Origin of the sequence: Bacteroides clarus, from assembly GCF_015555825.1 — a bacterium.
GTDB classification, from domain to species: domain Bacteria; phylum Bacteroidota; class Bacteroidia; order Bacteroidales; family Bacteroidaceae; genus Bacteroides; species Bacteroides clarus.
The window spans coordinates 14179-30690 of record NZ_JADNLF010000017.1 but is presented as its reverse complement, the minus strand read 5'-3'; the positions used below and the strand labels follow the sequence as shown (position 1 = coordinate 30690).

Sequence of the window (16512 nt, the reverse complement as noted above, 5' to 3'; positions counted from 1 at the left end):
CCTCAGTCGTATACTTAGGGTATCTCAGTCGTACTGTGAGATACCCTAAGCTATACTCTCATCTTTTGAAATCAACGAGCCCTATGAATCGTACCTCTGTTTTTGCAATTATTTTTACCATACTCTCCCCTTTGGGTTCTTACGCGCAATATGCTTCTTCGTCTAAAGCGCCGAAGAAAGCAGGTGATTTGATAGAATCCACTTCCTACAATGACCATAAGCGGGGAACTCCCCGTGCGTTGCAATACCTGCCGTCCGGCGAGGATTTTGTCTGTGTTAACGGAAAGAACCGTTATACCCGTGCTCTCTACGGCAGTCCTACGGCATGGCGTCTGGAAACCAGCGATCGTCCGATATTTGCCACTTATGTCAAGAACGACAGCCGTAATATCCGTTTTCGTCTGCGCCTGCCGGATGGGACGGTTACACCGCTGGAAGAGACCGCTTGGTGCGAGGCTCGCTATAATCCGGGTAGCCGCATTTATTTGTTGAAAGACAAAACATGGGGAGAGAATTGCGTCCTGAAGATTTCCGTATTGGCAAGTTTGACGGAGGAAATGGCTATGTGGAAGTTCTCCGGAGAATTGCCTGCCGGCTGTGAGCTGGAAGTGTTGAATTCGCCTATCCGTCAGAAGAAGCTTTTCCGTAGCGGAGATATGGGAGCAGACCCGCCGGGATGTTTCGAACCGGCAGAAGACGGTACGGTATTGCAAACGCTGAAATGCCGTTTTCCGTCCGACGGAAATTTATACATAAGTATTGTCCGTAACGAATTGAAAGAAGTACCGGATGGCGATGTACAATATCTTACTTTGCAGAATGCTTGCCGTGAACTTGCCGGACGCATCAAAATTACTACTCCCGATCCTTATTTCAATACGCTTGGCGGTGCGCTTGCCGTTGCCGCCGATGGCATTTGGGGAGAAGAGGGCGTATGGCTGCATGGAGCTATCGGTTGGCGTATGCCGCTGAGCGGTTGGCGCGCTGCTTATGTAGGCGATGTATTGGGTTGGCACGATCGCGCACGCACTCATTTTGATAACTATGCCGCCAGTCAGGTAACCGGGATTCCTAATACGATTCCGCATCCTGCACAAGATTCCGCTCTTGCACTGGCGCGTTCGGCCAAGATTTGGGGAACACCTCAATACAGCAACGGGTATATTTGTCGAAATCCCCGGCGAAATAACCAGATGCACCATTATGACATGAACCTCTGCTACATAGACGAATTGCTGTGGCACTTCAATTGGACCGGAGACCTTGATTATGCCCGTCGTATGTGGCCTTTGCTGACGTTGCATCTTGCTTGGGAGAAACGTAACTTCGACCCTGATAACGACGGCCTTTACGATGCCTATGCCTGTATCTGGGCAAGTGACGCACTGTACTATAACAGTGGAGCTGTCACACACAGTTCCGCCTATAACTATCGTGGTAATAGGCTGGCTGCGCTGATTGCCGAGAAAATCGGCGAGGACCCTGCACCTTATCGGGAAGAAGCCGATAAGATATTGAAAGCGCTCAACGCCCGCCTATGGTTGCCGGAGAAAGGACATTGGGCTGAATTTCAGGATTTCATGGGACACCGCCGTTTGCATGAAGACGCTGCCGTATGGACTGTTTATCATGCCCTCGATAGTGATGTGGCAGATCCGTTCCAGGCATATCTTGCTACAAGTTATGTAGACCGTGAAATTCCTCATATTCCTGTCGTAACTTCGGATGATGTCCTTACCGCCGGTACTGCCGCTTTGCCTGTCAATGCGGTTTCTTATGCCCGTTGGCAGAAGCAGTTGAAGGAAGCGGGGGCTGCCATTAATGCCGGGGAGTATGCCACAGTGGCTACTACCGACTGGATGCCCTACTCATGGAGTATCAATAATGTAGCTTTTGCCGAGGTGATGCATACGTCACTGGCCTATTTTCAGGCAGGACGCAGAGAGGCGGGCTTCAAATTATTGAAAAGCTCTGTTCTCGATGGCATGTATTTAGGTGAGAGTCCGGGCAACTTCGGACAGATAAGTTTCTATGACGCCGCCCGAGGGGAGTGTTATCGCGATTTCGGTGACCCTATCGGAGTAGCTTCCCGTACATTGATTCAAGGACTTTACGGTATCTTGCCTGATGCTTTGAACGGTCGCTTGTTGATAAAGCCCGGTTTCCCGACGGAGTGGGAGTATGCTTCATTGCATACGCCGGATATTGACTTTGATTTTAAGGCGGGTGAAGCGGTTGCCGGCAAATATTCTTCCCGCGATCGCTCGCTTTATACCGTTACTCATCATCTGTCTGCGGTGCGTAATCTGGAATTGCAGTTTCCGGCACGTCGCTCTTCCGTAGCGCGTCTGACAGTGAACGGACAGGAGGCGGCATGGAAATTGGTTGAAAATTCGGTTGGCCGACCTATGCTTAGTGTTTCCGTTCCGGCTTCTTCCGGTGAGGAAATAACAATCGATGTCAATTGGGAAGGAGAGTCGCTCACAGTTCCCGTTTCTATTGATGCTTATCCTTCGGCCCGTGTTCGTGAAGCGGGACCTGTCAGCTTTATTGCCATGGAACAGGGACAGATGAAATGGTGGGCGCCGGTGGAACAACCGGTAGCCGGCAGTTGTAAACAAACTATTCCGGCTGGTGACTTTAAAGCCGTCGACTCTGCCAAATGTACCCCCGTTGATATGCAGAAGGTGTTCAATGCAAATGTAACGGATATTTTCCGCAATGAATATCTATCGCCCCGTTCTCCGTACACTACGTTGCAATTACCCAAACAAGGTATAGGCGAGTGGTGTCATCCGCTGAAAACGGCCGGGATTGATGATACGGGTCTGCGTGCCGCTGTGCGCGAAGGTGTGCTGGAAACAAAACTCGGAATACCTTTCCGTACTCCTGCCGCGGGGCATAACATTGCTTTCACCTCTCTTTGGGACAATTATCCGGACAGCTTGCAGATTCCTCTGGCCGGTAAGGCATCCCGTGCCTATCTGTTGATGGCGGGCAGTACCAACCATATGCAGTGCCATATTGAGAATGGCGTAATCCGCGTATATTATGAAGATGGCACTTGTGATACTCTGCCTTTGGTAAATCCGGACAATTGGCCTCCTATCGAACAAATATTCTTTGAAGACGGACAGGCCTTTAATCGTCATGCTCCGTCTCTCTATCGCTTGCGTTTGAAAACAGGTGAGCTAAGTAATAATTTCGGTGAAGAACTTGGTTTTACCGGGGTGTCGCGTGAGGTTGACGGCGGTGCGGCTGTCTTGCTGGAAATGCCGTTGAATGCCAAGAAGAAACTTTCGCGTCTGGTATTGGAAACGCTTTCTAATGAGGTGGTGATAGGAATAATGGGTATTACGCTTCAACAGTAAGCCCGGATTTCAAGACAGGGAATTATGGAATATTTCAGAAAAATAGCTTTATGCGTGCTGTGCCTCATAACTTCTGTTTGGCAACTTAATGCACAGGTGAAGAAAGTTCCGCAGTGGGAACGGTTTGAGGTCGCGTTGCAAGGTACTTCCGATGGAAATCCTTTTACGGATGTCAGTCTGGCCGCCACTTTTTGGCAGCAAGGAGGAGACACGGTCAACGTGCAGGGTTTTTATGACGGAGACGGGCGGTATATTATCCGCTTTATGCCTGCTTTACCGGGGATGTGGCATTATGTCACGCAAAGCAATATGCTTTCTTTGACCGGAAAGCAGGGCGCTCTGGAATGTGTGCCGGCTGTTGCGGACAATCACGGTCCGGTGAGGGTGAAAGATACGCATAATTTTATGTATGCCGACAGTACCGTATATTATCCGCTGGGCACTACGGCGTATGCCTGGACCCACATGTCACAGCCGGTACAGGAGAAAACGTTGTTGTCATTGGGGAAAGCGCGGTTTAATAAATTGCGGATGTGTGTGTTTCCGAAGAATTACGGCCTTTGCAAGGAAGAACCGGTAATCTATCCTTTTCTTGTCAAAGGGTATTCTTCCGGGAAACCGGTGTTTGATTTTACACGTTTCAATCCTGCTTTTTTCCGCCATTTGGAGAAACGCATTGATAATCTGAAGCATTTGGGTATCGAAGCGGATTTAATTCTGTTCCATCCTTATGATAAAGGACGTTGGGGATTTGACAGTATGCCGATGGAAGTCAATGTGGCATATATCAAATATCTGACGGCGCGTCTTGCTTCTTTCAGTAATGTGTGGTGGTCATTGGCGAATGAGTATGATTACGTCAAGGCCAAAAACGAAGCAGATTGGAATATTTTGATACGGACTGTTGCCGCGTCAGACCCCTATGGGCATTTATGCTCCATTCATGGGAGTACGGCAACCTATTTCCCTTATTGGATGGAAGAACTGACGCATACCAGTATTCAGGATGAGGCTCCGGTTGAGGATTTCGGGCGTGCTTCTATTGTGCGCGGTGTTTACCGCAAGCCGGTCATCTTTGATGAAGTGTGTTATGAGGGGAATCTGGCTTCCCGTTGGGGACGTTTGAGCGGACCTGAAATGCTTCATCGTATTTGGCAAGGATTGATAGCCGGTACATACGTCACGCACGGAGAATGCTACCAGTGGAATACCGGCAGCATGGACACTATTTTCTGGGCAAAAGGCGGAGAGTGGCGTGGTGAATCGTGGAAACGTATTCCTTTTACCCGCAGTCTGCTGGACTCACTGCCGCAACCGTTGCAATTGGCGGATGTCAGCCGTGACCATCGGACAGCTACGGCCGGAGATGGTTATTACTTGATTTATTTCGGCAGGCAGATACAGGATGAATGGTTATTCAATCTTCCGGCAAAGAACGCTTCTTATCAAAAAGTGCGATCCGGTACAAAATATAAAGTGGAAATCATTGATACATGGAATATGACTGTCACTGAGTATCCCGGTACGTTTGAAGTCGGAAAAACGATAGATTACCGGCATTATGATGTGAATCTCCGGAAAGTTCGTTTGCCATTGTTGCCGTATCTGATGTTACGCGTTACGGTAACGAATGAATAACCGCGATGCATGATAATAAGTGGAAGCGGTATGACGCAGATGAGGTAAGTGTACAAAACTACATGGTTTCCGAATATTCATGGCTGCTGTATATCAGGACGTTTATTTATCTTTGTCGAGGATAAACTTAAATATAGGACAACCATGAGAACTTTTTTGACTATTCTTTTATGTACGCTTTTTTATTCCGGTTTTTCATTCGGGACGGATTGGAATGTATATGTCGCCAAGTATCGGCATGATAAAGTTTGCGCTATCAGTTATACCTTTGATGACGGGTTGGCAGAGCACTATACACTGGCAGCTCCGCAATTGGAACAACGGGGTTTTCGCGGAACTTTTTTTGTTAATGGTTCTAAAGTGAATAAGGATGAGCGACGCGTGAGAGATACTACTCGTGTAACGTGGCCTCAATTGAAAGAAATGGCGGAAAACGGGCATGAGATTTCCAATCATGGCTGGGCCCATCGTAATTTTGCCAAATTCCCGTTTGACGTACTCAAGGAAGATATAATGAAAAACGACAGTGTGATATATGCCAATGTCGGTATAATGCCTCGTACATACGCTTATCCCAATAATACGAAGCAAGGAGACGCAATGGAATTTGTTGCTCGAAACCGTGTGGGTACGCGGCTAAAACAACGTTCCGTAGGCAGTAAGCGTACAGCCCGCGATTTGCAGAAGTGGCTGGAAACACTGATTAGGACGGGTGATTGGGGTGTGGGTATGACGCACGGTCTGACTTACGGGTATGATGCTTTCCGAAATCCGCAACTTTTGTGGGAACACTGGGATCAGGTCAAAGCCAATGAAGACAAAGTATGGGTCGGAACTTTCTGTGAGGTTGTTTCCTATCTCAAAGAAAAGGAAGCGATTCATTTGAGGGTAACGGAGAAAAAGAATAAATTATATATCATTCCGGAATTATCTTTGGATAAGAAACTTTTTACAGAACCGTTGACTATGGTTATTGAGGGGAAAACTATAAAGAAACTTTCCGTCCGACAAGGGAAAAAGAAACTTCCCGTACAACTTCGTTCCGATAAAGCATTTTTCGACTTCGACCCTTTTGGCGATGAAATTATAGTAACTATTAGATAGAAGTTCCCCGTAATACGGAGAAAATCACTACTTTTGCCGTAACGACATCGGAAACTTATGAAAAACATAGAACAAAGAGTCTGCGGGAGAAGAATTTATACCTTTCTGGTAGTGTGTCTTGTTGCACTAATGAATTTGTCGGGTTATGCTTCCGTTAAGGTACATGTACAATATCTGACTACAGCGGACGGATTGTCCAATAATTCTGTCCGTTATATTTATCAGGATAGCAAAGGCTTTATTTGGATGAGTTCACTGAACGGACTGAACCGTTATGACGGTAATTCGTTTCGTACTTTCCTGCCTAAAAATAACGGACGTATTTCACTTGCAGACCGACGGGTCAAGCATTTGTATGAAGATAATAACGGCTTCTTGTGGATATCTACCTCTGCCGATCGTTTCAGTTGTTATGATTTGAAGAAGGATTGTTTCGTGGATTTCACCGGATGTGGGGAACATGAAGACCACTACGGATATATAACCATATTATCTGACGAAGTCTGGTTATGGGGACGGGGGCAAGGCTGTCGGCGTATACAATATAGAGAAGGCAAGTTTGTTTCGGAAGTCTTTAATGCGAAAAGTGGACAGCTCCAATCGGACAATATCCTGTTTGTGTTGCAGGATAGCGGTAAACGGGTGTGGATTGGCACGGATAGAGGACTTTATTATTGGAAAGATAATGCGTTGCAGTGTGTTGATAAGTCACATTATTTCCAGCGTGCCTATCGTTTTAAAGACAAAACCTGCTTTATAACCATCGAAGGTGAAATTTGGACTGCGGATAAGAAGGGGCGGCTTGCCTTTGCGGCAAAGTTGCCGGATGTATCTTCGGGTATGGATCTGCCGGGTAGTTTGTCGGTTGGGAACCAATGGGTTATCTTTACTTCAAAAGGCAGTTTCGTTTTTGATTTGGAGAGCAATGCTTTGAAACCCTCACCACCGGAGTGGAATATTCCCGGCGGTGAAGTTGCTGTAGATAACCGGGGGAATTATTGGGTACACAACAAGACAGGTAAGCTATATTATATTCAGTCGGGAACCGGCGTCGTGAAAGTTTTTCAACTGATGCTCCAAGAAAAGGTGGGGTATATCGATATGGAACGCTATCATGTAGTACACGACTCACGTGATATTCTTTGGATTTCAACTTATGGCAACGGGCTTTTTACCTATGATTTGCGGACTGACGAACTGCGCCATTTCAAAGCGGATGACAGCCGTTCCTCATTGATTTCGTCCAATGCCCTGCAATATATCATGGAAGACCGTTCGGGGAGCATTTGGTTGAGTTCCGAGTATACGGGAGTGTCTCATTTGAAGGTAGTGAATGAGGGAGCCGCACAGTTCTATCCGGAGCCGGTGAAATACGATACGGAAACACATGTGAATAATGTTCGTATGCTGGCTGCCGCAACTAATGGGGATATTTATCTGGGTACTCGCGATGGAAAGGTTTATGTATACGATGCTGTACTGTCTTGCCTAAAGGACAAAGCTGTCTATGGCAAAAATATATACGCGCTTTGTGAAGATTCCACAGGTGTCCTTTGGTTGGGAAGTAGGGGTGATGGACTGTATGCGGGAGATAAAAAGTACACTTATCGGGTTGATGATGTGAATTCGCTTGCAGCCAATGAAGTATTTTGTATGTTGCGCGATAGTAAAGGGCGGATGTGGATCGGTACCTTTGGCGGTGGGCTGGACCTTGCCGAACCCGATGGACAGGGCGGTTATAAATTCCGTCATTTCCTCAATGAATACTATTCGCAGAAACGCATACGCGTATTGATTGAGGACAAACAAGGATGGATTTGGGCAGGCACGAGTGATGGTATATTTGTATTCCGTCCTGAGGAATTGTTGGCAAATCCTAAAGCCTATCACCATTATAATTGGAGTAACCGAAGTTTACTGAGTAATGAAGTGCGGCATATAATGCAGGACAGCAAGGGAAATATCTGGATTGCCGAATCCGGTGCGGGGTTCTGTATTTGTACGCCCGGTAATGATTACGGCAAGCTGAATTTTACTCATTATGGTGTAGCCAATGGTTTAGTGAACAGTATGGTACAGGCTTTCGTAGAAGATACGGAAGGTAAAGTATGGATTACTACCGAATATGGAGTTTCCTGCTTTTTTCCTGGCCCAAAGACTTTTGAGAACTACTTCTTCTCCAGCGATATGCTGTGCAATGTATATAGCGAAAGCAGTGCGTTGAGATTGCGGGATGGCAGGATTATTATGGGAACCAATCAAGGACTGACTATCGTTAACCCGTCGCAAGTGGAAAGCGTGCAAAGTATTCCTTCCGTTACTTTCACCGAATTGAAGCTGAACGGTATATCGGTATCTTCCGATGAACCTAATTCACCTTTGGAATATTCCCTTGCTTATGTCCGTGACATTCATTTGAGATATAACCAGAATTCGTTCGGAATAAACTTTTCTACGCTGGATTATTCTACTACGATTCCGCCAAAGTTCAGCTATAAATTGGAAGGGTATGATAAAGAATGGAGTATTCCGTCTACCTTGACTTTTGCAGCCTATAAAAATTTGAAACCGGGTATCTATAATTTGCATGTAAAAGCATGTAATGCTGCAGGACAGTGGGGCGATAAGGATACGATGCTCCAGATTGTCATTGCGCCGCCGTTCTGGCGTACTACTTGGGCTTATCTGCTTTATTTTCTGTTTATAGTTTTTGTGTTCTATACGGTCTATCGTATTATTCGCAACATGAATGATTTGCGTAATAAGATCAAAGTGGAGGAACAGCTTACGGAATACAAGCTGGTATTCTTTACCAATATCTCCCATGAGTTTCGTACTCCGTTGACGCTGATTCAGGCTGCTTTGGAGAAGATGCATCGTGTTGGCAAGATACCCAAAGAAATGGCCTACTCGGTAAAAGTCATGGATAAGAGCACACAACGCATGCTGAGACTTATTAATCAACTGCTTGAGTTTAGGAAAATGCAGAATAACAAGCTTGCTCTTTCGTTGGAAGAAACCGATGTTATAGCGTTCCTTTATGAAATCTATCTGAGTTTCAAGGATGCCGCCGAGTCCAAGAAAATGGACTTCAGGTTTATCCCTTCCGCGGCGTCTTATAAAATGTTCATTGATAAGGGTAATTTGGATAAGGTTATTTATAATCTGCTTTCTAATGCGTTCAAATATACTCCATCGGGTGGGAAAGTAGATTTCTCTATACAGGTGGATGCCGCCGCTCATAAATTAGTTATTAAGGTAACCGATTCCGGTGTCGGTATCCCTAAAGAGAAACGCGACCAGCTTTTCAAACGTTTCATGCAGAGTAACTTTTCCAGTAGCAGTGTGGGGGTGGGGCTTCATCTGACCCATGAATTGGTAAATGTTCATAAAGGGACTATAACGTATGATGAAAATCCCGAAGGCGGTTCTGTCTTTACGGTGGTGCTTTCTACCGATACTTCGGTTTATGAAGAGAAAGATTTTTTGATACCCAACAATGTTCTTCTTCGTGAGGAAGAAATGGCGCAGAAACATTTGTCGGACATGGAAGAGAGGATGGTTTCCGGTATAGGTGAGGATACAGGGCAGGATAAGGAAGAAACACAGGAAGAAGGTCTGCCGGTCGTACCTTTGAATAAACGGAAACTGTTGATTATAGAAGATGATACGGATGTACGTGAGTTCTTGAAAGAGGAGCTTTCCGTTTACTTTGAAGTAATGGCGGAAGCAGACGGTAATGCCGGGTTGGAACGGGCTTACTCGTATGACGCTGATTTGATAATTTGTGATGTCCTGATGCCGGGGCTATCGGGATTCGAGGTTACCGGAAAGTTGAAAAACGACTTTAACACGAGCCATATCCCTATCATTCTGCTTACTGCTTTGAATGCGCCCGAAAGTCACTTGGAAGGGGTGGAAAGCGGAGCGGATGCCTATATTACGAAACCGTTCAGTACAAAGCTATTGCTGGCACGCGTATTTAAGCTGATTGAGCAACGGGATAAACTGCGTGAGAAGTTCTCGAGCGACCTTTCCATGATACGTCCGGTGATATGCACGACAGATAAGGATAAAGAGTTTACCGATAAGCTGACACGTATCGTGGAGGAACAATTGGATAATCCTGATTTTACCGTGGATGATTTTGCTTCTATGATGGCATTGGGACGAACCATATTTTACAGGAAAGTGAAAGGAGTTACCGGTTATGCGCCCAAAGAGTATCTGCGTGTAATGCGTATGAAGAAAGCGGCGGAGTTGTTACTGAAGACGGATGCCACTGTTGCGGAAGTGGCTTATCAGGTAGGCATCAATGATCCTTTCTATTTCAGTAAATGCTTCAAGACGCAATTCGGGGTGTCTCCTTCAACTTATCAAAAGAACAAAGACGGTATATCACAAGCTTGATAATGGTTGTTTTGTGACATTCCGTCTGCTCTTGCATGGTTATTTGGAGAATAGCAATATACCCGTTGCTTCGCCTTTTTGGAAATGGATGTTGTAATACATTCCATTGATGTCTTCTATGAGCAATGCGTCGAGACGGATGGTCTGCAGTTTCTTTCCTGCTTCGGCTATCTTTAAAATACCGTTTGTCTTTTCTCCTGCTCCCGAACCGCCGTCCCATGAGAGATGGTATTGGCATTTTTGATGGAAATTGCTAAGGGCGATGCGGTTGGCAAAGCGGGTAATACCCCAACCGTTGTCCGCTTCCAGCTGAAATGAACTCCCTTCCCAGAAGAATGAGGGAGTGACTTCCTGAGGTGAGGAGATGTTACCGTCGTCCTCTTTGCAGGCGGTGAGAACTGCTGATAAGATGATAAACTGAAAGGTGATAACGAATGTATGGATGATTCTTTTCATGATTATGCTGTTTATAAACTTTATTTGTGTAGGGTAAGTTTCACGATGCCGCCTTGAGTAGAGGTCGCTTTCAGATTCAGTTTGCCGTTATATGCGGATAGGTCGACAGTTCCGTTACTCATTTTCACTTTTTGTCCGTTGATGTAGAAAGCGGTAAATTCTTCCGCTCCTGGTCCTTCTATGCTGGCAATGCTGTTATTTACATGAATGGCGGCTTCTATGAGCCAGTCTTTCTCACCAATTATTGTATTGTCATCGACTCCGTCATTGTCTTCATCGGTAACAGGGGCTTCGAACGAATATCCTATCCGGGTGGCGTAAAGCCGGCTGCTTTCCGAGGGTTGCAGGAATGTAATGTCCGGCAGGCTGCCGTCTGCTTTGCGCTCTGCTGTTAGCTGGCCGGCATCCAGACTAAGGAAATCTGTTTCTGTAAGCATCATAACCGTAGGCAGAAAACTGTTATTGGCTGTTTGACACAGACTTTCATTAATGTCGATGATATGTTTCTCCGCGCTTCGCGGACTGTACGAGAGATTGTTTTTTAGGATATGTCCGTATCCGGCTACATCAACAGCTTCTTCTATCGATTTACGGTTGAGCATGCAATAGTTGGACGGGTTCTTATATCCGCTGTTGTTGGACCAAAGGATGCCGCCCGGGTGATGATTGGCATAAAAACCTTTGTTGCTGTTATAATAAGCTATACAGTTTTTTACTTCGTGCATCGGTATGATTTCAGGGGCTTTGGGACTGTCACTCATGCCGTAGCCACCCGCCTTGAAACCGGTACCGTCTCCCGCTTTGGCGGAGGTGCTGCCCGGCCGGTAACCGTTGTAAAAAGACCAGCAGTGGTCTATCACAACGGCTTGGCCGGAGTTGATGAGGTCGAAGCCGTCGTCACTGTTCCACCATGCACGGCAACCTCTGAATACATTACCGCTTCCATTGTTGTCGGGGTGTCCGCCGAAGCCGTCCACATTACCGCCCCTGCCACCGTCCGAAACGGTATCGTAGTTATTGTAAGCGTCGCAGTTCAGTATCAGGTTGTCAGCTCCTTTCACCAGATAAAAACCGATTCCCATGCCATCGTGCATGGACAGGTTCTCATAGATATTGTTATTGCCGCCCCGGTTGCTGAAACATTCAGATTGGGTATGCCCGACAAGGGTGACTTGTGTACCTACTACTTCGATATTCTTGAAATGCAGGTAGGAGCCGCTGACATAGAACACGCTGACACGCTTCTCGAAGGGCTTTACTTGAGAGAGGTCGAATATCGGACGTTCACCCGGATAACCGAAGTAACGGATACGGTGTTCGTTGTCCGTTCCGCTTTTGTCCATCAGGAATACGCAGGCGTAGATTTTTTCTCTTTCTCCCATAATTTGCGACTCTTCCATGATATATCTCCCGCCGCGGATATATACTATATCGCCGGCTTTTACTTCCGCCTGCGCACGCGCCAGCGTAGCGAAAGGAGAATCGATGCTGCCCGTATTGGCATCGTCGCCGTTGGTTGCCACATAGTATTCTTTGGCTGTCAGCATTATCGGCAGGCAAAGTAAAAGGAATATTGTTTTTAATCTTTTCATGATGACAGATGTTATTGTTATGGTATATGGCGGCCTATTTTGAAACGTTTGTTTGCTGGTAGGAAATTTCAATAACCTATTACCTGATTTATTTTTGTTTTAACCGGTATCCTCTGAATACGCCTTTTAAGTCCGGTCCGAAGTAGAATCCGGGTTGGGTAGGCTGGTTATATCCTACGTTTTGAGTGGCTATGCTGATACGGTATACAGGGTCTTCAAGGAATGTGTGAAAACGATACTCTGTGGGAACGGTACTTACGTATAGGCGTAATGCCGTGTTGTCGGTGGTGCGTAACAATACTTCTTCACGCCAGTCACCTATGATGTCACCTTGCAGGCATGGATTGGATTTTGTACCGTTATTGCCGGCTGTACCTTCGAAAGTGACAAGCGGTGTGCATGTTTCCACTCTCCAGTTATATTTGCTGATGATATTCTTGTCGAGCATCTCCCGTAGTAAATCTCCGTCCCACCATACGGCCATGTTCATCGGGAGCTTCTTTACTTTGGGAGCCACGATTTCTCCTTTGATATTGCGTATGCCTTCGGAACGTGCCGACCACATCTCTACGCCGGGGTGGGTTGGGTCGATATCGGCTGCCATGCAACGCCCTACGTCCGTATGATGCGGTAGCTGGAAAATGACTTTCCCTGTGGCTGCATCTCTGAAGGTAGAGCCGTCTTTCTTATTTTCATGGCACGCCCATATCTGCAACCGCGGATTGGACGGGTCGAATTGTGTGAGGTGCAGTGCGTCACCGTGTCCCATGCCGGTGGAGTACAGTCCTTTCCCGTTGTGGTCTACGGTCATGGAACCGTAGACTATCTCATCACAGCCGTCGCCGTCTATGTCTGCTACACGCAGGTTGTGATTACCTTGACCGGCAAAATTCTCATTGCCCGGTTCATTCGTATCAAAGGTCCAGGAGTTCGTCAGATTCTTTCCGTCCCAGTTGAAAGCGGCAAGGACGGTACGGGTATAATAACCGCGGCACATGACTACACTGGGATGGATACCGTCCAGATAGGCGATACATGCAAGGAAACGATCGCTACGGTTGGCACGATTATCGCCCCAGCCTCTCAACTCATTTCGTTGGGGAATGTAGTCGATGGACTGCAAGGCTTCTCCCGTCATGCCGGAGAATACGGTGAGGTATTCTTTTCCTTTAAAGATACGTCCTTGATTACGGAGTCTCGGTTCGGGTGTTCGGGTATCTCCTTTCTTCTTTCGGGGAGTATACATCTCTCCCGGTTCACGATAGTCGGCGGTGGCATCACCTATGATATTGCCTTTACCGTCTATGCTTCCGTCGGCTGTACGCATTACTACTTCGGCCTTGCCGTCATTGTCCAAATCATAGACCATAAACTGTGTGTAATGGGCACCGGCACGGATGTTCTTTCCGAGGTTGATACGCCATAGTTGTTCGCCATTCAGGCGGTAACAGTCTATCAGCACCTCACCGGTATAGCCGTCGTGAGCATTATCGTGGGAATTGCTCGGATCCCATTTCAAGATGATTTCATATTCCCCGTCTCCATCTATATCGCCTATTGAGGCGTCGTTGGGCGAATAGGTATAAGTATCTCCCGCAGGAGTGACGCCGTTTGCAGGTTTGTTCATCGGTATCCGGATATAACCTGTCGGGGCATTGGCGGGCAGGGTATAACGGCCGTTCTTATGATTGGTCTCTTTTCCTTTTACAACAGGGCGCACTTCATAAGTTACAGCATTCCGGCTTGTGTACGCGTCATTATATAAGGTGCCGGTACTGACCGGTTGCGAGGTGATTTTTTTTCCGTTACGATATACGTTGAATTCGGTATCCATAGGGTCGGATGAGAGGTATCTCCATGAAATGGTGACGGTAGAAGCGTCTTTGCGGATAGCGACTACACCACGTCCGAGATTTTCACGTTGCAATTTCTTGTAGTTGTAGTTAGTCTGGGCGTTTAAGCTTATAGTAATAATCAGCATGGATGCGATTAGATAATACAGGTGCTTTCTCATATCTTTTTCAGTTCTTGGGTTACGGGAATATTGTTTTTCGAGGTTAAAAGTAACGGATATTTTTCTATTAATTATGTATATATGTACACAATACATGGAAAAAGAACGCTTTTGGGGCAGTGGATGAAATTACATGCAAAGTGAATAAACGTCATGGCTGGTTTGGGAGACATTGTTTACATTTGCAACAGAATCAGCGAATAAACATGGCGGTTTAACTTTAATAATCTAATAAATATTTAATATCATGAAGATGAAAAAGATTCTTTTGACAAGTGCTGTTGCAGTAGCTCTGCTAAGCGGCTGTAATAACGATTATGACGGGCAAGATATTGCAGGGTCTAAACTGATAGTGTCGGCCAGTATCGATCAGGTGAACACGCGCGTGAGCGATGACGGTATTGCTTGGACGGTAGGTGATGCAATCGGCGTAAGCGATAATCTCTCTAATCCGAATCTGAATATCAAATATGTGGCAGGTAGTGTTACCGGTGAATTTTCCAGTACTACAGGAATTTATATTTTAGGTAATGATGAGGTTGAATATACTGCTTATTATCCGTATACAGGTAATGAAAATATATCCGCAGGAGTACTTGATTTTAAGATTGTTGATGGAGCAGGTAAGTATGTAGGCCATAATGCGATAGATTTTATGTATGCTAAGGCAACTGCTTCGCGGAGTAATCCGAATGTAGCCTTTAAATTCAAGCATCAGATGAGTAAAGTGAGTCTGAATATTGCGAATGGCGGCGCTGCTGAAACTAAAGTGGAAACTTCTATCTCCTATACATTGCAGGGAGTTATTATTGATGGAACTTTCGATACTGCTACCGGTGAAGTGAAACCTGGATCTACTAAAGGAAATGTAAAGGTGGAAACTACATTAGGTACTACCTCTTCTATTATTTTACCACCGGTAGTTGCCGAAAGTGAAGCGGAGCCTATTCAATTGGTTATTGAGGTAGGAGATAAAATCTATGCAGGAAGTTTGAAACCTGCTTTGGATAGTTCTCAGGAATACCAGTATACTGTTGATTTGAGTAAGACGGAAAGTGGTGAAATGTTACAGATTGATTCTCCGACTATTGATGGATGGACACCTAATGTTGAAGAGAATATCGGTGTGGAAGAAGAGGTTAATTATAATCCTACGCTGGAGATAGGGGATTTCCTTTGTAAGGATGGTACGACTATTGATAAAGATTATAATCTGGAGCAATTGGATGAAGCTGTAAAAGCAAGTATTATTGGTGTTGTGTATTATGTAGGTAATCCTCAACCGTCAGTACTGTATAATGGTACATATACCGAGACTCAAGATGTCTTGAAGAGAGAATGTCCTTCATGTGTTAATGGATTGGCGATAGCGCTTAATAATGCTATCAGTAAGAGTGGTGCTGTTAGCGGTAGATTTGGATCAACCAAATCTGATTATAAGGAATGGCTGAACACCCAAGATTATGCCTCTGGTTATATTGACGCTACGTTAAGTATTAATAATGTTCCTACAAAAATAGTAGGTTATAATAATACTAAGGTTACAGAGCTCGCTGCTGATAATGTAGGGGGACTAGGAACGGATTTTGTAGATTTCCTTAATACTTATCGTACTACTGTGGTTATTGAAGAAGGAAAAACTTCTGGATGGTATTTACCCTCTTATGAGGAACTGAATATTATCGAAAATAACTATGCTGTTATTTCTGCAAGTATCACAAAAATTGGAGGAAGCTTATTACAATATAGTGACTATGATGCTGTGGCTTCTGATAGATTTTATTGGACAAGTGATTTTAGAGGATCATCTAATGCGTGGATATCTCCTTTATGTGCAGTTGCTGAGGGAACCAATTTATTTATTGGTAGAGTTAGTAATGGAACCAAAGGTTTCTTCCGCTTTGCCGTAGCTTTTTAATCATTGAAT

8 protein-coding genes are annotated in these 16512 nt (G+C 45.5%); 5 read left to right on the top strand and 3 right to left on the bottom strand.

All coding sequences use genetic code 11. From position 1 onward, the window contains the following. Positions 1 to 83 precede the first annotated feature (83 nt). From I2F54_RS15225 to I2F54_RS15210, 4 genes are all read left to right on the top strand, one after another. Positions 84 to 3371 carry a DUF4450 domain-containing protein gene (locus I2F54_RS15225; protein WP_195501748.1) on the top strand — a complete coding sequence of 1096 codons (3288 nt, stop codon included), beginning with the start codon at positions 84 to 86 and terminating at the stop codon, positions 3369 to 3371. A 24-nt stretch (positions 3372 to 3395) separates the two neighbouring features. Beyond that, complete coding sequence (locus I2F54_RS15220) at positions 3396 to 5009, top strand: DUF5060 domain-containing protein (RefSeq protein WP_195501746.1); 1614 nt, start codon at positions 3396 to 3398, stop codon at positions 5007 to 5009. A gap of 144 nt (positions 5010 to 5153) precedes the next feature. Next, complete coding sequence (locus I2F54_RS15215) at positions 5154 to 6113, top strand: polysaccharide deacetylase family protein (RefSeq protein WP_195501744.1); 960 nt, start codon at positions 5154 to 5156, stop codon at positions 6111 to 6113. A 57-nt stretch (positions 6114 to 6170) separates the two neighbouring features. Then, on the top strand, positions 6171 to 10523 hold the full coding sequence (locus I2F54_RS15210) for a hybrid sensor histidine kinase/response regulator transcription factor (RefSeq protein ID WP_195501743.1): 4353 nt from the start codon (positions 6171 to 6173) through the stop codon (positions 10521 to 10523). Between the two features lie 39 nt (positions 10524 to 10562). On the opposite strand, the gene I2F54_RS15205 is transcribed toward I2F54_RS15210, so the two are convergent. The 3 genes from I2F54_RS15205 to I2F54_RS15195 all read right to left on the bottom strand — a co-directional run bounded on the left by I2F54_RS15205 (position 10563) and on the right by I2F54_RS15195 (position 14585). Next, a complete protein-coding gene (locus tag I2F54_RS15205) occupies positions 10563 to 10979 on the bottom strand; it encodes a hypothetical protein (protein ID WP_195501741.1) in 417 nt (138 codons plus the stop codon). A 20-nt stretch (positions 10980 to 10999) separates the two neighbouring features. Further along, complete coding sequence (locus I2F54_RS15200; protein ID WP_195501739.1) at positions 11000 to 12571, bottom strand: right-handed parallel beta-helix repeat-containing protein; 1572 nt, start codon at positions 12569 to 12571, stop codon at positions 11000 to 11002. A gap of 88 nt (positions 12572 to 12659) precedes the next feature. Then, a complete protein-coding gene (locus I2F54_RS15195; protein WP_195501738.1) occupies positions 12660 to 14585 on the bottom strand; it encodes a rhamnogalacturonan lyase in 1926 nt (641 codons plus the stop codon). 247 nt (positions 14586 to 14832) lie between these two features. Between I2F54_RS15195 and I2F54_RS15190 the strand changes: the two genes are divergently transcribed. Beyond that, entirely contained in the window at positions 14833 to 16503 is a 1671-nt protein-coding gene (locus tag I2F54_RS15190) for a fimbrillin family protein (RefSeq protein WP_195501736.1), read from the top strand. Positions 16504 to 16512: the final 9 nt, after the last annotated feature.